The sequence below is a fragment of the Kitasatospora sp. GP82 genome, from assembly GCF_029892105.1.
Lineage (GTDB): Bacteria > Actinomycetota > Actinomycetes > Streptomycetales > Streptomycetaceae > Kitasatospora.
Map to the genome: position 1 here is coordinate 1 of NZ_JARZAJ010000070.1, position 20,473 is coordinate 20,473.

The 20,473-nt window shown below is 70.2% G+C and carries 24 protein-coding genes and 5 pseudogenes; 11 read left to right on the plus strand and 18 right to left on the minus strand.

What is annotated here, in order from left to right:
* Positions 1-243 precede the first annotated feature (243 nt).
* From P3T39_RS35305 to P3T39_RS35315, 3 genes are all read right to left on the minus strand, one after another.
* On the minus strand, positions 244-1,344 hold the full coding sequence (locus P3T39_RS35305; RefSeq protein WP_280703400.1) for a hypothetical protein: 1,101 nt from the start codon (positions 1,342-1,344) through the stop codon (positions 244-246).
* Between the two features lie 290 nt (positions 1,345-1,634).
* Positions 1,635-1,838 (minus strand): hypothetical protein, encoded by a 204-nt coding sequence (locus P3T39_RS35310; RefSeq protein ID WP_280703401.1) that lies wholly within the window; start codon positions 1,836-1,838, stop codon positions 1,635-1,637.
* Positions 1,839-1,949: 111 nt separating this feature from the next.
* Positions 1,950-3,773, minus strand: a complete 1,824-nt coding sequence (locus P3T39_RS35315; protein WP_280703402.1) for an ABC transporter ATP-binding protein — start codon at positions 3,771-3,773, stop codon at positions 1,950-1,952.
* 383 nt (positions 3,774-4,156) lie between these two features.
* Between P3T39_RS35315 and P3T39_RS35320 the strand changes: the two are divergent.
* Positions 4,157-4,348: pseudogene (locus P3T39_RS35320) on the plus strand (transposase); the annotation flags it as partial.
* A gap of 40 nt (positions 4,349-4,388) precedes the next feature.
* On the opposite strand, the pseudogene P3T39_RS35325 reads toward P3T39_RS35320, so the two are convergent.
* The 10 genes and pseudogenes from P3T39_RS35325 to P3T39_RS35370 all read right to left on the minus strand — a co-directional run.
* Positions 4,389-4,868: pseudogene (locus P3T39_RS35325) on the minus strand (IS3 family transposase); the annotation flags it as partial.
* Between the two features lie 161 nt (positions 4,869-5,029).
* A complete protein-coding gene (locus P3T39_RS35330; RefSeq protein WP_280703403.1) occupies positions 5,030-5,161 on the minus strand; it encodes a helix-turn-helix domain-containing protein in 132 nt (43 codons plus the stop codon).
* Positions 5,158-5,346: a hypothetical protein gene (locus P3T39_RS35335; protein ID WP_280703404.1), complete on the minus strand. Its 189-nt coding sequence runs from the start codon at positions 5,344-5,346 to the stop codon at positions 5,158-5,160. Before P3T39_RS35335 ends, P3T39_RS35330 begins: the two co-directional genes overlap by 4 nt.
* Positions 5,316-5,639: a hypothetical protein gene (locus P3T39_RS35340; protein WP_280703405.1), complete on the minus strand. Its 324-nt coding sequence runs from the start codon at positions 5,637-5,639 to the stop codon at positions 5,316-5,318. Before P3T39_RS35340 ends, P3T39_RS35335 begins: the two co-directional genes overlap by 31 nt.
* Before the next feature lie 163 nt (positions 5,640-5,802).
* Positions 5,803-6,267, minus strand: coding sequence for a hypothetical protein (locus tag P3T39_RS35345; RefSeq protein ID WP_280703406.1), 465 nt, complete (start codon positions 6,265-6,267; stop codon positions 5,803-5,805).
* A gap of 219 nt (positions 6,268-6,486) precedes the next feature.
* Entirely contained in the window at positions 6,487-7,692 is a 1,206-nt protein-coding gene (locus P3T39_RS35350) for a cytochrome P450 (RefSeq protein ID WP_280703407.1), read from the minus strand.
* A gap of 35 nt (positions 7,693-7,727) precedes the next feature.
* Positions 7,728-9,101 carry an FAD-dependent oxidoreductase gene (locus tag P3T39_RS35355; protein ID WP_280703408.1) on the minus strand — a complete coding sequence of 458 codons (1,374 nt, stop codon included), beginning with the start codon at positions 9,099-9,101 and terminating at the stop codon, positions 7,728-7,730.
* A complete protein-coding gene (locus P3T39_RS35360; protein ID WP_280703409.1) occupies positions 9,091-9,300 on the minus strand; it encodes a ferredoxin in 210 nt (69 codons plus the stop codon). The genes P3T39_RS35355 and P3T39_RS35360 overlap by 11 nt, the downstream gene beginning before the upstream one ends.
* Before the next feature lie 100 nt (positions 9,301-9,400).
* A pseudogene (locus P3T39_RS35365) lies at positions 9,401-9,783 on the minus strand (glycoside hydrolase family 15 protein); the annotation flags it as partial.
* A gap of 225 nt (positions 9,784-10,008) precedes the next feature.
* Positions 10,009-10,602, minus strand: coding sequence for a helix-turn-helix domain-containing protein (locus tag P3T39_RS35370; protein WP_280703410.1), 594 nt, complete (start codon positions 10,600-10,602; stop codon positions 10,009-10,011).
* A gap of 133 nt (positions 10,603-10,735) precedes the next feature.
* On the opposite strand from P3T39_RS35370, the gene P3T39_RS35375 reads away from it, so the two are divergent.
* From P3T39_RS35375 to P3T39_RS35390, 4 genes are all read left to right on the plus strand, one after another.
* Positions 10,736-11,617: an SDR family oxidoreductase gene (locus P3T39_RS35375; RefSeq protein ID WP_280703411.1), complete on the plus strand. Its 882-nt coding sequence runs from the start codon at positions 10,736-10,738 to the stop codon at positions 11,615-11,617.
* Positions 11,618-12,094: 477 nt separating this feature from the next.
* Positions 12,095-12,355: a hypothetical protein gene (locus tag P3T39_RS35380; RefSeq protein ID WP_280703412.1), complete on the plus strand. Its 261-nt coding sequence runs from the start codon at positions 12,095-12,097 to the stop codon at positions 12,353-12,355.
* 9 nt (positions 12,356-12,364) lie between these two features.
* Entirely contained in the window at positions 12,365-12,571 is a 207-nt protein-coding gene (locus P3T39_RS35385) for a hypothetical protein (RefSeq protein ID WP_280703413.1), read from the plus strand.
* A gap of 128 nt (positions 12,572-12,699) precedes the next feature.
* Positions 12,700-13,098 (plus strand): DUF4440 domain-containing protein, encoded by a 399-nt coding sequence (locus tag P3T39_RS35390; RefSeq protein WP_280703414.1) that lies wholly within the window; start codon positions 12,700-12,702, stop codon positions 13,096-13,098.
* A 95-nt stretch (positions 13,099-13,193) separates the two neighbouring features.
* Here the strand turns inward: P3T39_RS35390 and P3T39_RS35395 are convergent.
* A pseudogene (locus P3T39_RS35395) lies at positions 13,194-13,384 on the minus strand (IS6 family transposase); the annotation flags it as partial.
* A gap of 64 nt (positions 13,385-13,448) precedes the next feature.
* On the opposite strand from P3T39_RS35395, the pseudogene P3T39_RS35400 reads away from it, so the two are divergent.
* Positions 13,449-14,201: pseudogene (locus P3T39_RS35400) on the plus strand (IS6 family transposase).
* Between the two features lie 15 nt (positions 14,202-14,216).
* On the opposite strand, the gene P3T39_RS35405 reads toward P3T39_RS35400, so the two are convergent.
* Complete coding sequence (locus P3T39_RS35405) at positions 14,217-14,435, minus strand: hypothetical protein (protein ID WP_280703415.1); 219 nt, start codon at positions 14,433-14,435, stop codon at positions 14,217-14,219.
* A gap of 185 nt (positions 14,436-14,620) precedes the next feature.
* On the opposite strand from P3T39_RS35405, the gene P3T39_RS35410 reads away from it, so the two are divergent.
* Entirely contained in the window at positions 14,621-15,307 is a 687-nt protein-coding gene (locus P3T39_RS35410; protein ID WP_280703416.1) for an SDR family oxidoreductase, read from the plus strand.
* A gap of 204 nt (positions 15,308-15,511) precedes the next feature.
* On the opposite strand, the gene P3T39_RS35415 is transcribed toward P3T39_RS35410, so the two are convergent.
* Positions 15,512-15,790 (minus strand): hypothetical protein, encoded by a 279-nt coding sequence (locus P3T39_RS35415; RefSeq protein ID WP_280703417.1) that lies wholly within the window; start codon positions 15,788-15,790, stop codon positions 15,512-15,514.
* 242 nt (positions 15,791-16,032) lie between these two features.
* Complete coding sequence (locus tag P3T39_RS35420) at positions 16,033-16,344, minus strand: Rv3235 family protein (protein ID WP_280703418.1); 312 nt, start codon at positions 16,342-16,344, stop codon at positions 16,033-16,035.
* 19 nt (positions 16,345-16,363) lie between these two features.
* Between P3T39_RS35420 and P3T39_RS35425 the strand changes: the two genes are divergently transcribed.
* The 4 genes from P3T39_RS35425 to P3T39_RS35440 all read left to right on the plus strand — a co-directional run bounded on the left by P3T39_RS35425 (position 16,364) and on the right by P3T39_RS35440 (position 19,835).
* A complete protein-coding gene (locus tag P3T39_RS35425) occupies positions 16,364-17,059 on the plus strand; it encodes a TnsA-like heteromeric transposase endonuclease subunit (protein WP_348534424.1) in 696 nt (231 codons plus the stop codon).
* Positions 17,056-17,760, plus strand: coding sequence for a hypothetical protein (locus P3T39_RS35430; protein WP_280703419.1), 705 nt, complete (start codon positions 17,056-17,058; stop codon positions 17,758-17,760). The genes P3T39_RS35425 and P3T39_RS35430 overlap by 4 nt, the downstream gene beginning before the upstream one ends.
* A 351-nt stretch (positions 17,761-18,111) precedes the next feature.
* Positions 18,112-19,266, plus strand: coding sequence for a tyrosine-type recombinase/integrase (locus tag P3T39_RS35435; protein WP_280703420.1), 1,155 nt, complete (start codon positions 18,112-18,114; stop codon positions 19,264-19,266).
* A 164-nt stretch (positions 19,267-19,430) separates the two neighbouring features.
* Entirely contained in the window at positions 19,431-19,835 is a 405-nt protein-coding gene (locus P3T39_RS35440; protein WP_280703421.1) for a hypothetical protein, read from the plus strand.
* Here P3T39_RS35440 and P3T39_RS35445 read toward each other — a convergent pair.
* A complete protein-coding gene (locus P3T39_RS35445) occupies positions 19,828-20,169 on the minus strand; it encodes a hypothetical protein (RefSeq protein WP_280703422.1) in 342 nt (113 codons plus the stop codon). The two genes, P3T39_RS35440 and P3T39_RS35445, sit on opposite strands and share 8 nt — an antisense overlap.
* Positions 20,170-20,473: the final 304 nt, after the last annotated feature.

Sequence of the window (20,473 nt, forward strand, 5' to 3'; positions counted from 1 at the left end):
TCGCCAGCCACGGCCTGACCACAGGCCGGCACCGGGCCCCAGCACGCGCTGACACAGCATCAGACGACCACACCCCCGCCAATGTGACAGCGCCCGCGTGGGCGATCACCTCGGCCGGGAAGCGGTAGCCCTTGTACGACAGAGCGGTGGTGTCCACGAGCAGGGCCCTCCGACGACAAGAACCATGATCATCCCACGGCACCGAAGAGCCCTCCGCTCAACCTGACAGCGCCCTCCTGCCGGCTAGCCGTCCAAGTTGCTTGCACTGCCCGGGGGAATGTGTCTGCTACTCGGGTCGTGTTCGGTGGGGCGGTGGTGTGTCAGGTGGGTGAGGGCTTCTTGCCAGGTGCCGGTGTGTACGGGAAGGGGCTGCAGGGCTGTCGCCAGCGTGTGGGTGGCGTCGGTGGTGGCGGGGCGGGCAATCCAGTTGACGATGGAGGCCAGCAGTCGAGTCCGTGTCGGTGGGACGCCGACCTGGGGAGGCTCAGTCAGGACCGCGGCGACTGTCGGGCTGCCTTGCCTGGAGCCGGCTGCGGCGGGCAGCCGGAGGGTGCCGGTAGCGGGGGCGGTCTGCAGCGTGGTGTAGGGCTCAGGTCTCAACCGCCAGCCGGCCTGTTCCAGCTGCCGGGCGCGTTTGACGAGGTCGGACATCCAGGTTCGGGGGAAGAGGACCGCGTGCCCCCCGTCGTGCACGGCCACCCCGCACAGCAGCGGGATCCTGCCTCGTTCTGGAGACGCGTAACTTGCGTAGCTGGCGAGGACAGCGTCGAGGGCCTGCTGGAGGGCCATGGGGGTGCGGGCTCGGGTGAGGAGTTCACCGCCGCGGAAGAGGAGGTAGAAGGTGCCTGGGCATTCGACGGTGAGGGTGACGGGCGTGTACCCGTCGTCGAGGATGCCGCTGGTGGCGGTTTCGGTGATCTGGCGGGGTTCGCGGCCGCGCACGGCGATCCCCAGGCGTGTCGTGCCGTTGACCCGGATGGTGAGGACCGCGTCGACGGGCTGGGCGGCAACGTTCACCGAACAGCTGGTGGGCGCCTCGATGATCGTGGCCTGCGCATCCGCGCCACTGAGCGCGACTAGGGCGTGGCTGACCTCGTCGAAACCTGTGAGTACTCGGGCCGGTCGGTTTGGGGCCAGGAGCACGCCGGTGGGAGTGCCCTGGTGCGCCGCGCGTTGGCCGAGGCGGGTCAGGTGCTGTTGTGCAGGCTCGGCCAGGGGCAGGCCGAGCAGGCGGGTGCCGTCGGTGTCGACCAGGAGGACGGAGGCATCGAAGCGCAGCAGGCTGTGGGCGTTCGCCGCGAGGTCGGCGGTCAGTTGGGTGCAGAAGCCGCAAGTGGCGGCCATTGCCACCACGAGCACCGAATGCGGCACCAGCACGGGGCAGTCGGCGGCCTCCGCCCTAAGGTCGCCGTGCACTGCGGGTGAGGCGGGTTCATCGCCTGGTGCGATGAGGCCGGCGGCCCGCCATTGAGTGAGGCAGTGCGCATGCTGGACGTGGTGTTCGACGGCGGGAGGCCGGCCTCGGAGCCAACCGAGGGCGGTCGGGCTGAGGTAGGCCGCGGAGGGCCTGCCTGTGTGCAGCAGGACCCCGCCACTGCCCAGCTCAGCCACGACCACTCCCGGTTGCAGCATCACTACGGCTGCTGACAGAAGCCGCTGAAGCCGTTGGTGGACACGCACACGAGTCCGGGGCAGCAGCCGACGGATCCGGTGCAGCCTTCTCCTTGGATCCGGCAGGCGGTGGGGGCGATGAAGGCGTCGGTGAAGATCTCTTCGATCTCCGCGACCATCTCCATGTCGGGGGCGAGGGAGGGCGTCTCCTGCAAGTAAGTGAGCATACGAACAGAGTGGGGGCCGGCGGCCGCAGCGTCCATCACCCACACGAGTGAAACTCGGTGGTGGAAGGTCAACTCCCTGATCGCGGCGCGGTGGTGGCAGCGATCGCTGGATCAGGGAGTGTTGGTCTCCTGGTAGGCGCTAGCCTGAGTGCGGAAGAGGGCCGCGTAGTGGCCGCCCGCTCGCAGCAGGGTCTCGTGGCCGCCCTCCTCGACAACGCGGCCGGCTTGCAGGACGTAGATGCGATCGGCGTGGCGGACGCTGCGCAGACGGTGGGAGATCAGTACCACCGTACGGCCGATGAAAAGACGGCGCAGGCAGGTGAAGAGCTGGTCTTCCGCGTGGGCGTCGAGGGACGCGGTGGGCTCGTCGAGGATGACGAAAGGGGCGTCGCGATAGAAGGCGCGGGCTAGGGCCAAGCGCTGCCACTGCCCGCCGGACAGGTCCGCGCCGCCGGTGAACTCCTTGCCCAGCGGGGTGTCCAGGCTGTCCGGGAGCCCGTTGAGGAAGTCCAGTGCACCCGCCAGCCGGGCCGCTTCCCGCACGCGCTGAAGGTCGGCAGTGGCGTAGGGGCGACCGAAGGCGATGTTGTCCAGGGCGGGGAGCTTGTAACGAGTGAAGTCCTGGAAGACCACCGCGGTCCGCTCACGATGGGTGGCAAGGTCGGTGACCGGAGCCCCGTCGTGCAGCAGGCGGCCACTGTCCGGCGGGTAGAGCCCGGCCAGGAGATTGGCCAGCGTCGTCTTGCCCGAACCGTTCACCCCCACTAGAGCCACGACCTGCCCCGGCTGCAGCTCCAGACTCACCTCCCGCACCGCCGGGGTGTCCGCGCCGGGGTAGGTATAGCACAAACGTTCGGCGCGCAACTGTCCGAACTCTGTTCTTGTCAACGACTTCTGCCGAGGTGGCAGTACCATCGCCGCTACCGGGATGCCGGGGGCAGGGATGCCGGGAACCGGGATGATGAAGCTCTTCAGGTCGCTCAGGCGGAGCAGGTTCTCGCCGATGCCAGTGAGCATGCCCGCGAACGCGTTGAGCCGCACCGAGAGAAGCCACACTCCCGCCACGGCTGCACCCGCCACGGGCAGGGGCAGCAGGTGGCTGCCGGCCATCCACCACAGACCGCCAACCGCCAGACAGGTCAACGTCCCCCCGGCGGCCTGGGCAGCCATTCGACGCCGGGCGTGGGCCTTCAACAGGGCCTCGGTGTCATGGATCTCACGCGCGTACTGGTCCTGCCAACGCCCGGTCAGGACTCCCCCGAGGTCCAGGGCCCGGATCTCCTTGGCCTCATGCCGTCCGGTGAGCAGATGCTCGAGGTACTCCCGCACCCGCCGGTTCTCCGACAGCCCATGGTGCAGGTCATGGTGGGCACTGCGCCCGCTGCCCGCCGCCCTGATCGCGGGAAGAACGCTGAGCAGCACGAACGGGAGCAGCCACCATGCCATGACCACGAACGCGCTCCCCACCGCCGCCACCGTCAAAACCGCCTGAAAAGCAGTGACGAGGAGGACCACGGACATGGCGGGCTGGCGGCGTGAGGCGAAGACCGCCCGTTGCAGCCGATCATGGAAGTCCGGCTCCTCAAACCGCGGCAACTCGGCCGCCACCGCAGCCTCCAACACCATCCCCGCCACCAGGCGGTCCACCTTCACCGTCAGCACCGCCATTCGCGCCGCCCCGAACAACCGCAGGGCACCGGCCGCGGCCCCCGCCACCAGCAAGAGGACCACCACCGGCAACAGCACAGGCGACCGCCCAGCTGCCGCAGGACCATGCGCCAACACCGACCCGAACACTGTCTGCACCACAACCAGCCCCCCGGCCACCGCGCCCGCCAAGAGAACCTGCACCAGGACCACTTGGACCAGTGCCTGCCGGTCAGCCTGCCAGGCAAGACGGACAGCAAAAACCGCCGAGGACAACAGCACACTCATACGCCGTTCAGCCACTACCAGCCCCTTCCCCAGCCCCGCCGCCATTGCCGCTCAGCACTCCAAGCACCAGCGGGCATACGAACCAACACTGCCCCGCAAGGGTCCGCGACAAGCCGACCAACACCAGACGAGTGACGGAGCAAGCACAACACGACGCCTCAGTGGGCGTTTAGAGAGCTCTGTTCCGTCATGCAGCTTTCATTCCTGACCGCATTCGTGACGCTGTGCCCGATATAGGAAGTCTGTCCTCGCCTTGGCCGCCAGCATGACTGTCCGTCTCATCCGCTTCCGCGTCTGGTAGTCCGTCTGGTTTGAAGAAGTCATAGAACCGCCCGCGGGCAGCGGAACGGAGTCTTCCGCCACGTTCATGCAGACGCCGTGTCGTGAGCCAGCGGAAGCCGTACCCCAGCGACCTGTCCGACGCCCGATGGGCCCTGATCGAGCCGAAACTGACGGCCTGGAGGAAAGCCCGGCTCGACCGCAGGCCCACCGGACAGCCGGCAAAGGTCGAACTGCGCGACGTGTTCAACGCGATCCTCTACGTCAACCGCACGGGAATCCCCCGGAAGTACCTCCTGAGCTGCCCCGCATTTCGTGGAGTCCGCGATCGTGTGATCAAGCGGTCTGCGGGGCTTGCTCCAGTTGCGCCCAGTACGCCTGTTCGTACTCGTCGGGCGGGAGGTAGCCGAGGGCGGAGTGGAATCGTTCTCCGTTGTACCAGGCGACCCATTGGAAGACGGCCCGCTCGACCTCGTCGTAGTCCCGCCACGGCCCTTGATGCTCGATCGGTTCGGCTTTGAACGTGCCGTTCAGGGCCTCGGCCATCGCGTTGTCGTACGAGTCTGCGACGGAGCCGACCGAGGCGGAGGCGCCGACTTCGGCCAATCGTTCTGTGCAGCGAATGGATACGTATTGCGAACCGCGGTCGCTGTGGTGAATGAGGCCGGCGTCCTTCTTAATCTTCTACCACCACAGGGCCATCTCCAGCGCGTCCAGCGGCAGGTCGGTGCGCATGTGAATGGCGGCCTGCCAGCCCACGATCCGGCGCGAGTACGCGTCCAGGACGAACGCGACGTAGACCCAGCCCGACCATGTCCGAGCAGTCACCGCCCGGGCCCGGGGCAACGCCGCAGACCTACGTGTCATGGCCGCCCAGATCGCCGGTTCATCCGGCCTCACGGCCGCGGCCGGCCCCGCGCTGGCCGCGCTCACCACTGCCCTCGGCGCCACCGACCCCACCGACCTGATCACGCCCCTCAGAACTGGGACACCAGGCTGGCGTCCCGGTTCAACATCGTGGCGACCTGCCGCTTGGTGTAGCCCTCGTCGAGGAGCTGCGGGGTGAGGCGCGCGGCCTCGTTCAGGTTCTGCGGGTCGGCCGGACTCACTGGTCAGCTCCCGTCTGCGCGAGTTCGGCGCGGCCCAGGCCGCGCAGCTTCAGGTACTCCTCCTGGCTGGTCGGGTGCTCGACAGGGCCGGTCAGGTGGCCCTTGAGGAGGTAGTCGCCGGGCTCGCCCCGGTACGGCCACGGCTGGCGCTCGGTCAGGGCGATGCCGTCCGTGCCGAAGTACACGACGCTGTCGGGCTTCGCGTGCAGGCGCCGGCGTACCCGATGACCTCCTTGCCCTGCCGGTACTTCATGTCCAGCAGCGCCGCCCGCGCCCCGGACCACACGTAGGCGGCCCACTCGGGGTGCGCGTACGGGTCGCGGGAGAACCCGGCTTGCCGCTGCCACGTCACCAGCTCGGCGTCCTGGCCGAGGATCTCCACCCCGGCCGGGAGCGCCTCGCCGACCGGCGTGGTGCCGGAGACCAGGCGAGGGCGCTGCGCGAAGCCGCCCATGCCGAACAGCAGCACGCTGCGCATGGCGCGGGGGCGAGGTAGGCCGCCTGTCGCTGGCGCTCGTCCCCGTGGATGCGGGACAGGTTGGTCAGGTCCGCCCACGCGGCCTTCAGCTTCTTGCCCCACTCGTCGAGCGGCTTGCCGTCCTCGAAGAGCAGGCCACCGAGGATCTCGATCCGCCACGGCATCAGGTGGTTGGACAGGGCGAGGTGGACCTCCGCGCCGCCCGCCCAGGTGGTGAAGGTGGCTCCCGGCTCGGAGGGGCAGACCCAGGCGCGGTCACCGGTGACGGGGCCGGGAGCAGGCCGACGTGGTTCCAGCCCTGCGGGACGGTGACGCGCGCGTTCCAGTGCGAGCAGGACATCAGGGCCTTGGTCTGTTCCCGGCCGTCCGCATCGAACCACTCCCCCGTGGAACAAATCTCGGTGGTGCCGCTGTCCGGGGCGGTGGCCGGGGCGTAGCGGCCGACGGGCTGGCACTGGTGGACGAAGTGCCCGGCCAGCTTGTCCCGGCCCGAGCCGACGGCGGTGGTCCACCGGGTCGCCGGGGTGTTCAGCCAGGCGGCCACGGCGTCCTTGAGCGTGGAGTACCGCTCGGCACCGCCGTGCCACGGCGCACCGGCGGTGATGTAGACCCGCTCCGTACCCGGCAAGACTTGGCTCTGTCCGGGCCATCCCTACCTGCCGGTCAGCCAGAAGACCTCATCGGAGCCGCCCATCAGTGCTCGGGATGGGCGGCCGCCGTGGTACGGGGGAGATCACGGCGGCCGCCGATCGGATCGGCTCACCCGCCGGCTCGACGAGTCCAGTAGGAGGCGGGACCGTGTGCCACGGCAGAACCGGCTGACCGGGAAGGCACGAGCGGCCAGCTGTCAGAGCTGGACGGGGAGGTGGCGTGGGCCGCGGAGCATGGCGTTCTGCCGGTAGGGGGGCGGGTCCTGAAGCAGGCGTGCTGTGCTGAGGTGGGGGATCAGCGCGCCGAGCGCGGCCTGGGCTTCCAGGCGGGCGAGCGGTGCGCCGTAGCAAAGATGGATGCCGCTGCCGAAGCCGAGGTGCTCATTGTCCGGGCGAGTGGGGTCGAAGCGGTCGGGCTCGTGGAACCGCTTGGGGTCGCGGTTGCCCGATGCCAGCACCAGTACGACAGGCGCGCCTTTGGGGATGGTGGTGCCGGCGACGTCGAGGTCGGTGCGGGGGATTCGCTCGCGCATGTGGACCGGGGGCTCATAGCGCAGCAGTTCCTCCACCGCGCGGGGCAGCAGGTCGGGTTCGCGGCGCAGCAGGTCCAGGTGCTCGCGCTGGCGCAGCAGGGTGAGCACGCCGTTGGTGATGAGGTTGACCGTGGTCTCGTGTCCGGCGATGAGCAGCAGCACGGCGGTTTCCGCGAGTTCCTCAGGGGTGAGCCGCATCGCTGGGTCGGGTTCGTTGGCGAAGGCGGAGAGCATGTCGCCGGTGGGTCGGCCGCGGTGCTGGTCGGCGAGGCCCACCAGGTACGCGCCCATCTCCTCCCGCGCCTGTCGGCCCGCCCGGTCCCGCTCGGTGGTGTCCTCCTCGGTCGTCACGTCGGCGGATGCGACGATGGTGTCGGACCACTGCCTGAACAGCGGCTCGTCTTCGCGGGGCACGCCGAGCAGTCGGCAGATCACCGTGACGGGCAGGGGGTAGGCGAAGTCGTCGACGATGTCGATCTGCGGGGCCGTCTGGAAGGACTCCATCAGTTCGGCGGTGATCCGGGTGATTTCGCCGCGCATGGCGTCGACCCGGCCGGGGCTGTGCGGCGGGCCGAACGGCCGCATGGCCAGGGTGCGCAGCCTGTGGTGTTCGGGATCGTCGAGCCGCAGGAACGGGAGCCTGGCCGTCTCCTCGGACGGACCGGGGGACGGGGTGGTGCGGCTGCGGGGGTCGGCACTCATCCGCGGGTCGTGGAGCAGGGCCGTGATCTCGTGGTAGGTGCCGACCATATAGCTGCCGTCTGCCTGCTGCACCACGGAACCGGCGTCGCGGAGTTCCGCGTACAGCGGATAGGGATTCGCGCGGTTGGCGTAGTCGGTGATCCGTTCCAGCAGTGTGTCGGCGGCCATGGGTTTCGGCTCCTCGTGTTGGTGCGGGACGTGGGTCAGCCGGTGGGGTGCACCACGGTCAGTCGGCGGTCGGGCAGGTAACCGGTGAGCGCCACGGTGGGGCCGTGGGACAGTCCCTTGGGATCCGGCACATCGGAGGGAACCGGGATGTCGGCCGCAATCGGACGGTCCGCCGCGCCGGGCGCGGGCGGGAACGGAGCGGCCGTCTCGATCAGGTGCCGGTAGTAGTCGAGTGACTTGGCCATGTCGACGGTGACCGCGGCGGTGACCCGCCCCTGGTAGCCGTAGACCATCGCCAGACGGCGTGCCTCCAGTGAGCCCTGGGCGATGACCACGTGGTCGGAGAAGGTCGGGACGCCCACCGATTTGATGTTGAGCCCGAACTGGGTCGACCAGAAGGTCGGGATGGCAAGGTGCGGGCGCCGCAGCGGTCCCGGACTGACCATGTTGTGGGCCGCCACCTCGGCCTGCGCGACCGCGTTTCCCCAGTGCTCGAGGGAGAGCATCTGGTACCCGAACAGCGGGTGGGGGAAGCGGGAGACGTCACCGGCCACAAAGACGTCGTCGGTGACTATTCCGTACATGTTGAAGGCCCGGCACCCAGCATCACAGGCGATCCCGCGCGGGCCCGCCGCCAGCCCGGAGTCCGCCAGCCACTCGACGTTCCGGACCGCCCCCAGCGCTGCGACGCACACGTCCGCCTCCACGCGGCTGCCGTCTGACAGGTCCGCACCCATGAACCGGCCGCTTGCGTCCCCGCGTAGCGCGGTGACCGTCACCCCACAGCGCAGATCCACACCGTTGTTGCGGTGCATGGCGGCCGCAAGCTTCGACAGCGTCCCGCCGAGCGCCCCCACCAGGGGTGCCGGGCCGCGTTCGGTGACCGTGACCTCCAGCCCGCGTTCCCGGCAGGCCGAGGCGATCTCCGAACCGGTGAAGCCGCCGCCGATCACCAGCACCCGCCGCGGCCCGGCGGCCAGCCGCTCGGCCAGCTCCCCGGCGTCGTCGCGGGTGCGCAGGGTGAACACACCGTCCAGCGCGGCTTCCTCCGGATTGGGCCAGGTCCGCGCCCGGGTCCCGGTGGCGATCAACAGCCGGTCGTACGGCAGTGACTTGCCGTCGGCCAGCACCACCCGTTTCCCGAGCGGGTCCAGGCCGCTTGCGCGGACTCCCAGCCGCCAGTCGGCCTCCGGATCCCGGCGCATCGGCAGTCCGGTACTGTCCGCCGCCACCCGGCCGAGCAGTACCTGCTTGGAGAGCGGCGGCCGGTCGTAGGGCGGATAGGGCTCATCCCCGACCACGGTCAGTGAGCCGGTGAAGCCCTCCTCGCGCAGCGCCTCCGCAGCCCTCAACCCGGCCAGCGACGCGCCAACGATGACGATGCGGCCGTCCCGAAGGTCACCGGCCATCGGCGCTCACCTCCTCACCAAGGAGGATCGCCTGGACCGGGCACGCCGCCGCGGCCTGGCGCACGCGCTCGGCCTGGTCGTCAGGGACGGCCGGGGCGTACAGCAGTCCCTCCTCGCCGTGCAGCTGGAACATCTTCGGTGCGAGGAACACGCACTGCGCGTAGCCCTGGCAGCGCGTGAGGTCCACAACGATCCGCATCCCCACCACTCCCTCCGTCGCCGCACCCCTTCTCTTTCAGCATGGGACGAGAACCGGACGCCCGCGCGGCGGCTGGCCGGGGGACGCCGCGGGTCTGCTGTCAGCCCAGGGCGCGGTCGAGGTTGAAGGCGGCACTGATGAGGGCGAGGTGGGTGAACGCCTGCGGAAGATTGCCCAGTTGCTCTCCGGTGTGGCTGATCTCCTCGGCGTACAGGCCGAGATGGTTGGCGTAGGTGAGCATCTTCTCGAAGGCCAGGCGGGCTTCGTCCAGGCGCCCGGCGCGGGTGAGGGCTCGACATACCAGCAGATGGAGAAGGTGCCTTCGTCGCCTTCCAGGCCGTCGGGGCTGGCCTCGGGGTCGTAGCGCCAGACCAGGGAGTCGGACACCAGTTCGTCGCCGAGGGCGTCGAGGGTGGACGGCCACACGGGGTCGTTGGGAGCGATGGACTTGGTCAGCGGCATCATCAGCGCCGCGGCCCTGACCGCCGAGCAGCCCGCTCGCTCCGTCGGGTGCCACCCGTCGCCGACGGTGCGGGGTGGCGCGCCGGCGAGGCTGAGAAGCCGCTTTCGCGTGCGGCACCGCGGCGAGGCCGTCCGTGCCGCAGCAGAGGAGCGGAGACCTGCAGACGGTCGCGCTGGGTCCTTTCCCCGGCTCGCCGCAGCATCGAAGCGGGAGCCCGCCCTGCCCATGGCCGGTCGGTGTCCAGGTCAGGCCCGCAGGTCGGCCTCCGATCCGAGGGCGGCCGCGCGAGCCTGCAGGTCCCGCAGCGCCGTGTGGGCGATCTCGGTGTACGGCTGTCGGTTCTTCGGTGCCGCCCAGTGTGCGAAGGCGGTGCTGAAGGCGAGCACGCCCAGCTCGGCGGCCAGGCGCGCGGTGGTGTCGTCGGCTCCGCGCGCCCGCAGGGCGTCGGCGATGGCGGAGCTGAGACCGGCGCGCTTGAGGAGCTCGCGTTCCCGCAGTTCACTGGTGGCTGCGATGATCGCCCGGCGCTGAAGGGCGAGGTCGTGACGCTCGGGCGTGAACGCGGGGGCGGCGGACTCCAGTGCCGCGGCGAGGCAGGCGCCGATGGTCGCCGCGGGTGCGGTGGCCCGGATGGCGTCGCTGAAGCGCTGCGACAGCACGTCCTGACCGCCGAACAGCACCTCCCGCTTGTCGGCGAAGTGACGGAAGAACGTGCTCTTGGTCAGTCCAGCGCGGTCCGCGATCTCGTTGACGGTGGTGGCGTCGTACCCGTGCTCGGCGAACAGCGCCAGCGCGGCGCGCTCGAGGCGATCGCGCGCGTTCGGTTCCCATCTGGCCATGCGGACATCCTAAGTGATGACACCCAGTCCCATCACGCGCTACGGTGAAGCAAGTGATGGGAGCAAGTCCCATCACTTGCCCCGGCCGGGCTCTGCCCTGCCGCGCCCCCACCACACACTCCAGGGAGTCACCATGCGTGTCTTCGTCACTGGCGGGACCGGCCTCATCGGCTCGGCCGTCGTCGCCGAACTGCTCTCCGCGGGACACTCGGTCACCGCCCTCGCCCGCTCCGACGCCTCCGCGGCGCACGCCAAGGCCGCCGGCGCCGAGGTGCTCAGCGGCGCACTCGCCGACCTCGCCGTGCTGCGAGCCGGCGCGGAGCGGGCCGACGGTGTCATCCACCTCGCCTTCAGCAACGACTTCAGCTCGCCCGAGGCCCTGGCCCAGGGCGTCGCCGAGGAGGCCGCCGCGCTCGCGACGCTCGGCGACACCCTCGTCGGCACGGACCGCCCGCTCGTCACCGTGGCTGGCACGCCCAACCTGCCGGGGCGCGCTTCCACCGAGGACGACGCCCTGCCGACCGAGGGGCCGGTCGCCGGCCGCAGCCGATCGGTGACCCGCGCGCTCGAACTCGCCTCCCGCGGCGTGCGCAGCTCGGCGGTACGACTGCCGCGCACGGTCCACAACGAGGGCCGGGGCGGGTTCGCCGGGCTGCTCACCGACATCGCCCGCCGTACCGGCGTCGCCGGCTACCCCTCGGATGGCGCGCAACGCTGGCCGGCCGTCCACGCACGGGACGCCGCCGTGTTGTTCCGGCTCGCCCTGGAGCAGGCCCCGGCCGGAAGCTCCTGGCACGCCGTCGCCGACGAGGGCGACGCGGTGCGCGACATCGCCGCGGTCATCGGCCGACGGCTCGGCCTCCCCGTCGAGTCGGTACCGCAGGAGAACTTCGGCCCCCTCGGTCCGATCTTCGCGGCCGACCAGCCCGCGTCCAGCGCTCACACCCGCGCCACCCTCGGCTGGCAGCCGACTCACCCGAGCCTGCTCGCCGACCTGGAGAACATCAACCCCTGAGACGCGCCCGGACGGCCCTGGCGCCCGACCGGCGCCCGACCGCGCTCCGCGCAAGCACGACGGCCGGGCGCCAGGGCATCGTCCAAGTCCCCCGACAAGTACCTCTTGATCCCCACCGCCGGACGGCGCCGGGCCCGGAGCCTGCGCGCCGAGCAGGAACCGGGCACAGGCCCCTACGCGAGGAACAAGTTCCCATGACCTACGGACCGCACAACCCAGAGGCAATCTACGTCGCTCACGACTACCCCGAGCACGCCTTCGACACCGGCGAGGTCAGCCTCAACTACGCCACGACCGGATCGCCCGACAACCCCGCCCTGCTGCTCATCCCCGCGCAGGGCGAGTCCTGGTGGGGCTACGAGGCGGCGATGAAGCTGCTCGAAGACGACTTCGAGGTCCCCGCTCGCCGACCGGCAGGAGAAGCGGCGCGCGGCCGAGTGGCCGTGGGACATCTGGTGCCGCATCTGCCTCCACCAGGTGGGCAGCCACCGCACCGAGGAACTCGCCGGCGAGGTAGCCGACCAGCACGTAGCTGTATTCCATGTGACCCAGGCCGAGGTGCACGCCTTGCTGGCGGCCGTCGCGGCCGGACGCATGCCCGTGCCCGAGCCGGTGGTCACCACGGCCCGGGCACACTGGAACACGCGCTGGGACCAGGTGGAGCAGCAGTGGCGACCGGTTCGTCCGGTTCAGGACGCGGCCGACCCCGCAGGAACAGACGCCAGCGCAGGTCTCTAACCTGGTGCGATGCGCCTGCCCCTCTTCCTTCGCCGCCCCGAGGCCGCCCCGGTGTCCCCGCGGATGCAGGTTCTGCAGGACCGGGCGCGGGAGCTGCACTGGGAGGTCGTCTTCCAGCGCGGCGACTCCCCCCAGGCCCGGGAGCTGGACGAGGTCAACTCCCAGATCGCGGCGCTGCGGCTCGACGAAGGACAGGAGGCCGCGGCCGTCGGCTGACCGAGCGCGGCTACTCAGGGCCCTCGCTCGGCAGGGCTGTTGCAAAGTCGCATCATCTCGTGGGTGCCCTGGGTCGAAGTTGCCTCGACGCCATGTCCGTTGCCCCCTAGCGGTGTTACTGTCGCGCCATGTCCAAGATCGAGATTGACGCGATAACCGCCGAGTTCTTCGGAGCCTTCGACAACCGCGGCGGCAAGGCCGCGGACGTGGCCCGGATCCGCCGGCTGGTCATTCCGGGTGGTGTGATCGTGCTGACCGGGCCGAAGTACGCGGTCTACACCGTGGACGAGTTCATCGAGCCGCGTGAACGCCTGCTCGCCGACGGCCGGTTGGTCGAGTTCTCGGAGTGGGAGACCTCCGAGCGAACCGAGATCGCGGGCGACATCGCGTCGCGCTTCGGCGAGTACCGGAAGGCCGGCATCCTGGACGGCGAGCCGTTCGAGGGCGGCGGGACCAAGACCATCCAGTTCGTCCGCACCCCGGAGGGCTGGCGGATCGCGGCGTTCTCCTGGTACGACCAGCCCTGAGGGTCCGCAGGTCGCGGCGGGGCACTGTCACGTTGGTGGGGGCATGAGTGCTTGAGGATGCGTCAGGGCGTGCTGGGGCCGGGGGCGGGTCTGGTTCAGGCCGCGGCGGGCAGGCCGGTGGTGCCGGTGATCTGGTCCCAGATCGCGAAGCGGATGATCATCTCGGTGCGGTATTGGGTGGCGGTCAGCAGGTGGCGGCGGGGTCGGAAGTGGGGTGAGATGCCGCTGAACACGGCGAGGATCGTTGGGCCCCGCGGACGGTCCGGAAGCCTTTCATGGCGCGTTCGGGCACTGTCACGTTGGCCGCTGAGGGATGCTCTTCGGGTTGGTCGTACCGGGAGGGGCCTGTCGTGGAGAGCGTGTCGCCGTCGTACAGGGGTCACCGGTACCCGGTGGAGATCATCTCTCATGCGGTGTGGCTGTACTTCCGCTTCCCGCTGTCGTTCCGTGAGGTCGAGGAGCTGCTCCTGGCACGAGGCGTGATCGTCTCCTACGAGACGGTGCGGCGCTGGTGCCTGAAGTTCGGCCGGGCCTACGCCAACGCGCTGCGGCGGCGACGTCCGCGCCCCGGCGACAAGTGCCACCCTCGACGAGGTCTTCATCAGGATCAACGGCGAGCGGAAGTACCTGTGGCGCGCCGTCGACCAGGACGGCAACGTGCTCGACATCCTCGTCCAGAACCGGCGGGACAAGGCCGCGGCCAGGCGCTTCTTCCGCAAACTCCTCAAGAAGACGACCACCGTGCCGCGGGTGATCGTCACCGACAAGCTGCGCTCCTACGGCGCCGCCCACCGCGAGGTCATGCCCTCCGTCGAACACCGCTCCCACCAAGGATTGAACAACCGGGCCGAGAACAGCCACCAGCCCACCCGGCAACGCGAACGCGCCATGAAAGGCTTCCGGACCGTCCGCGGGGCCCAACGATCCTCGCCGTGTTCAGCGGCATCCCACCCCACTTCCGACCCCGCCGCCACCTGCTGACCGCCACCCAATACCGCACCGAGATGATCATCCGCTTCGCCATCTGGGACCAGATCACCCACCCCGCCGCCCTGCCCGCCGCAGCCCGACCCAGACCCGGAACCGGGCCCAACACACCCTGACACAACCTCAGACGATCACGCCCCGCCAACGTGACAACGCCCGCGAAACGCCTTCGCCATCGCGCCGTGCCGCAGCACATCGGTGTCGTCGATGCTGTCCGCCCCCGCGAGCATCCCCGCCACCAGCGACATCACCTTCGCGCCAACCGCCGCCCCGGCCCCGTTCACCGCGTCCTTCAGCTGCACCTTCGCCCGGGCCAGCTCCGGCAGGCCGCACCGCTCGGCCAGGCGCACCGCCGGGGCCAGGCCGCCGAAGGCCAGGAGGTTCGGGTCATCGAACGCCGCGAACGTCGCCGCAGCGGTATGGAACGAGGTGCCTTGCTGATCGGGCCTGATGGAGCAGTCCAGCTGCGCCGCTACGCGATTTTGCTTATACAGAAGATGTCAGCCGCCTGTCACTTCGAAGGGACTACGGGATCGTGACCACCTCGATCGTCGTCGGAGGAAGCAGCGGACTGGGCCGCGCCGTGGCACAGCTATTCGCTGACCGCGGCGACACGGTCGTCATCACCAGTCGCACCGCGGAGCGCGCCGAATCCGTGGCCGGCGAGATCGGCGGCACGACCCTGGGCTTGGCCGTTGACCTGTCACGCCCGGAGACGATCGCCGATGCTCTCGGCGACGTGCGCGAGGTCGACAACCTGGTGATCGGCGCCGCCGAGCCGCGCTTCAACTCCCTCGCGGACTTCGACATCGCCGATGCCATCAGGGCCGTGACCATCAAACTGGTCGGCTACACCGAGACCGTGCGAGCCCTGCGCGACCGGTTCACCCCCGGCGCGTCGGTCGTGCTCTTCGGCGGCCTGGCCAAGGAGCGCCCGTATCCCGGTTCCACCATGGTGACCGCGTTCAACGGCGGTATCACCGGTCTGGTGAAAACCCTGGCTGTGGAGATCGCGCCCCACCGCGTCAACGCGATCCACCCGGGCATTGTGGGAGACAGCCCGCGGTGGCGTGACTCGCCCGACCACCCCCACCTAGCGCGTACCCCTATCGGACGCCTCGTGACGACGGCGGAGTTGGTCGACGCAATCGACTTCCTTCTCCGCAACACCGGCGTCAACGCTCTCGACTTGTTCGTCGACGGCGGACTGCGCGTCACCTGACGCATCGTCGGCCAGGGCAGCGCAGCGTGAGGGCTCAGGGTGAGGTGCCCCCAAGGCCGGGTAGTTAGCGCTTGGGCCGGGGGCGCAAGGCAGCGGTCCTCGTCGGGGCGGCCGCCGCGTAGCGGCCCGTTCGGATTCTTCTCCTCCTCACAGCCGACCGCCACCGCACCGAAATGATCATCCGCTTCGCCATCTGGGACCAAATCACCCACCCCGCCGCGCGGGGCGGGAAAGACGGGCGGGCGCATGGAACCGTGCCTCCTCGGCGGCGGAGACGACCTCACTCAGCCTGTTCCACTCCACGAGCCAGGCCTGGCGGGCTTCCAACCAGTCGGCCTGGGCGGCGAGACCTGCCGCCCGTAGCTCGGCGGCCAGTGACCGGCGGGGTGAACGGATCTCACGCAGAGCAGCGGTGTACGCCTGGCCGGTGGCCTTCTGAAGGCCGCGCGCCTTCTTCGCGTCGGTCGACTGTTTCCTGGGCATCAGGGGTTCTCTCCGGACAGCCCGCGCCTGTCCACAGAGACTGCTGCGGAGGGAGCGCGGGCCCCGAGAGACCTTGTGGCCGGCAATGCCGTTCCGACGCGGGCGGAAACGGCGGCGGCGGTTTGGCGTGCGCGTCAGCCGAGGACACAGTAGCGGACACCTGGCCAGTCGAGGGCGGGTGAACCACACATGGGATGGGCCCCCGCCGGACGGAATGTCCGGCAGGGGCCTGTCCCATCAGGTCAGTGCGTCTCCACAGCCGTGCACTTCCAAAGCGTCGTTTGGGGACGCTGCTCAAGCCGGAAGGCGACCATGTGGTGGCGGCTGCCGATCTCGACCCGGACGCACACCTCCAGGGCACCAGGGCGCGGGGCGGTGTCGTACGTCCGGCCCAGGCGGATCCGGGCTGCCCGCCCGCGCTGGCGGAGCGGTCCGGTGTGGACCAGAGCGGTCAGCTGCTGGTACGCATCCAGCGTGGAGTGACGCTGGAGCTGGCCAAAGGGCCCGGACACCATCGCGACGCAGCAGGCGGGGGCGTTCGAGGCGGCGTACACCGATCCGGCCGGCGCGCTCGTGCAGCAGCGCTGGGAGCAGGCAGCGGGGCGGGTGCGCTTCGAGGACCTGGCGCCGGTGTCCGCGTTCCCCGTGATCCCCAGCAAGCGCTGGGGTCCGGGCTGGTGGTGGTCGGCCACCACCGGGCGCCATGTCGCGAACGGGTCCGCGGCGATGCTGACCCAGGTGATGCTGCTGGACCGCGACCCGCAGATCATCGCGATGGCCGGGCGCCCGGTGCGGGTGGTGTGGCGCGAGGAGGACGGCACGGTCAGGTCCTGGGTGCCGCAGTTGTTCGTCCGCTACACGGACGGGACCGCGGCGCTCGCCGACTGCCCCGCCCGCCCCGGTGGTGGCGGACCCGCGGCGCAGCGGGCCGCGGCCGCACTCGAGTCGGCGTGGGCGCAGGTGGGCTGGGCGTACCGCCGCCCGGAGCCGCCGGACCCGGTGGTGGCGGCCAACGTGCGCTGGCTGGCCGGGTACCGCCACCCGCGCCACCGCGGCACACCGCAGTTGGAGGCGGCCTTGCTGGAGGCGTTCGAGCAGCCGCTGCCGTTGGCGGAGGGGGTACGGGCGGTGGGCGATCCGCTGGTAATCCTGCCGGCGGCCTTCCACGCCCTGTGGTCCAGGCGCCTGGACGTGGCGCTGGGGGAACCACTGCACGAAGGCGCCGTGGTAGGGCCGGGCTCCCGCGCAGTGGTCGGGGGTACGCGGTGAGCCGGGCGCCGGAACGGCGGCCGGTGCTCGCGGTCGGGGCGCATGTCGTCTTCGAGGGGCGGACCTGGCAGGTAGTCGGCCTGGAGGGGCAGGTCGTACGGCTGCTCGACGAGCACGGTTCGGTGGCCTCGGTGCTGACAAGCCATCTGTTTGCGGCCGCGGACTTCGCCGTGATCGGGGCGGCCGTGCGGGCGGGGGTGCCGCAGTGGGGGCCGTTCCAGACAGTGCCGCTGCGCGAGCAGGAGCGGGCGCTGGCCTGGCAGCGCCACATCCAGGAAGTCGAGACCGGCCTGCCCTCCGGCCCCGGCGGCGCCGGGGTGCCGCGCCCGCAGTACGACCCGCAGCAGCGCACCATGGCGCAGCGCGAGCAAGCCAAGGAGCAGGAGCTGGCCGCGCTGGGCTGGTCGGGGGTGGGGAGCGGGGCGGTGACGCGGATGCGCGCCCGCTACCGCCGGCAGGGCCTGTGGGGGCTGGTCGACCACCGCACCACCCGGCCCTCGAACCGGCTGGGGCGCAGTGACGAGCGGGTCGTGGCCGCCGTGCTGGAGGCTTTGCGGCGCCAGCGCGGGCGCTCCAAGGGCACCGTCAAGGGCCTGCGGCAGCTCCGCATGACTCTGACCCAGATCGCCGCTGCGGTCTGCCACACCTACAACCAGGCCGGGGTGCGCCTGGTCCTGATCGACTTTACCGACCGCACGTAGTCCTGCCCGTGATGTCCGTCTGGGACTGTGACCAGCACATCCCGGGCTTGTTTACCGACCGTGTCCGGGACGTCTGTCATGTTCTGGAGTCGGTACGGAGGACAAGTGGCACGGCACGTGGTGGTCGGGGACCTGCGGGTCCAGCAGATCGAGCGGAAGGACGGGCGGCGGTCGTGGACGATCGTGTGGCCCGAGGGGACGGTCCACACGGAGGCGGACCGGTTCCTGCGTCTTCATGATGGTTCGGGGACGCAGAGGACATACGCGTATCTGCTGGTGGATCACCTGCGGTGACTGGAGCGGGAGTGCCTGACCTTCGACAAGGTTCAACTGCGGGATCTTGAGCGGTACATGGGCATCGTGGGTGCCGAGGTCCGCATGCCGCTCGGGGAGCCGTGGCGGGTGGGCAAGCGGCCCTACGGCCACTCCGCGCTGTCGACTGCGGCGGCTTGCCTGAAGGGCTTCTACCTGCATCAATCCTCCCTCGGCGTGAACGGGGAGCTCGGCAAGAAGCTCGATACGTCCCGGCTGCCCTCGCGGGCGGACCGGCGCCGCGCGTTCCTGGGGCACGTGAAGTCGACGCTGCCCACTAACCCGCTCGCGCCCTCGGGCCCGCGCCGCCGGCATCCGAAGATGCTCCCGGACGGCGCGCGGGAGACGCTGCTGGCCACGGTGCACTCGGCCCGGGACCGGCTGGTGGTGACCTGGCTCGCCGACGGCGGTCTGCGGATCGGCGAACTCTGCGGACTGCACCTGGCGGACCTGCACCTGCGCGAGAACGCGGCCTGCGGGCAGTGCCGCACCCCGCACCTCCATGTCTGCCACCGCCCGGACAACCCCAACCGGGCCGGGGCCAAGACCAAGCACCCCTGGGGGGTTGAGGACGGCACGGTGACCGGCGGGCTGATCAAGCGGGTCAGCCCGGCGATGGTGCACACGTACTTCGAGTACCTCACCGGCGGTGAGTATCCGCGCGCGACCGCCCGGCACGGGATGCTCTTGGTCCAACTGCACGGACCGGGCACCGGCCAGCCGTGGGCACCGGTCGGGGCCCGGCGGATGCTGGGCCGGGCCGGGAAACGGGCCGGGCTGGGGCTGGTGAAACCCCATGCATTCAGGCACAACTTCACGAGTGCGGTTCTCGACGCCTCCGACGGCAACCTGCTGATCGCCCGGGACGCCGGCGGCTGGGCGTCGGCCGCGATAAGCGCGAGCAGTGGCGACTGCTGGCCGAAGGAGCTCCCGACGACGCCACCGCCGACTACCTCCACCGCTACTTCGAGCCCACCGCCCGTGCGATCGACGGCCTGGAGAAGGCCCTGGCTGGCCTCGGCCTGCTCGACGACGCCCTGGCCCTGGACCTGCGCAAACCACAGGACTACTTCCACCGCGTCTGGTCCACGGCCTTCCGCGCCACCGACCTCGCCGACGCAGGCCACGACGAGCGGGATCAGGACGACACCGCCACCGACGAACAGGACGACGCGTGACCACCACCATCCCTGATCCCCGCACGGCCGCCGCTCTCGCGGCCCGCCGACGCCGCCCTCGGACGAGTCCGCGACGCGATCACCCAGCTCCGCCGTGAGAAAGCCCAGGTCAGCGTCGCTGCCGTCGCCCGCCGCGCAAACGTCTCCCGCACCGACGCCAGGACCGCAGTCACCGCCGCCATGGCCGAGGCCGGCGAACGCCGGACCCAGTTGCTCGCCGACCAGGATGAGGAGCGCGAGGCGACCTGGCGTGACCGGGCCCTGAATGCCGAGGACGCCCTCAAGGCCGCCCACGCCGAGATCCTCACCCAGCGCACCCGCATCGGCGAACTCCTCGGCCAAGTCCGCGACTTGGAAGCCGAATGGACCCAGGAGGCCATCCAGCGGATCACCACCGAGAACACCACCCTCAAACAGCGCGTCCGCCAACTCGCCACCGACAACCGCACCCTGGACGAACGACTCAAGGCCGCCCGCCCCAACCTCCGGTTCCAGGACCGACGCGTCGCCGACCTCGACGCCCAGATCACCGACCCCACGGCAAGCCGGCTCCGTCACACCAACCCGTCGCCCCCAGTCACGTGAGCCGGATTCTCTCGACTGGCGGCAGGCTGGTGGGCATCTCGTCGGTGACCCAGGCGTATTCGAGTCCAGCCAGGGCCGCACCGTCCTCGACCCATACGAGCAGCTCGCCGACGTACTCGCCGCACTCGTCGAGCACTTGCGCGTCCACCGGGACGAGATTGCTGACCAGTGAAGCTCGCCGCACGGGCTCACGCACTCTCAGGTCGATGCTCACCGATCTGGGCGTCCAGGTGGCGATGACCTCCGCCTGATCGATTTGGCTCCGTAGTTCTGACGCGCCGACGAAGTTGCTGGTCAGGATGTGTTTCAGCACGGCCTTCTCAGCGGCGTTCAACGGGCGCGGAACTATGGGGACTGGTGGCATGCCCCCATGATGCCCTGGCCACCTCCCGGGATACCTTGCCCGTTCCTTGATGATCGTGCTTCGCCCGTGTCGTCGACACTGGCGAAGCACGGTCGGCCCTTGTCACAGGCTCGTCCTATCGTGAGTGGGTGATGAAGTGGCTCCGCTGTTATTGGGACGAAGAGGACATCTGGTTCTACTTCGAGCTTGACCCCGATGGACAGGTGATCCGGCAGGTCGAGCTCCAAGAGCCCGAGCGGACTCCTCTGGCCGCGGCGTCACTCGACGAGTGGCA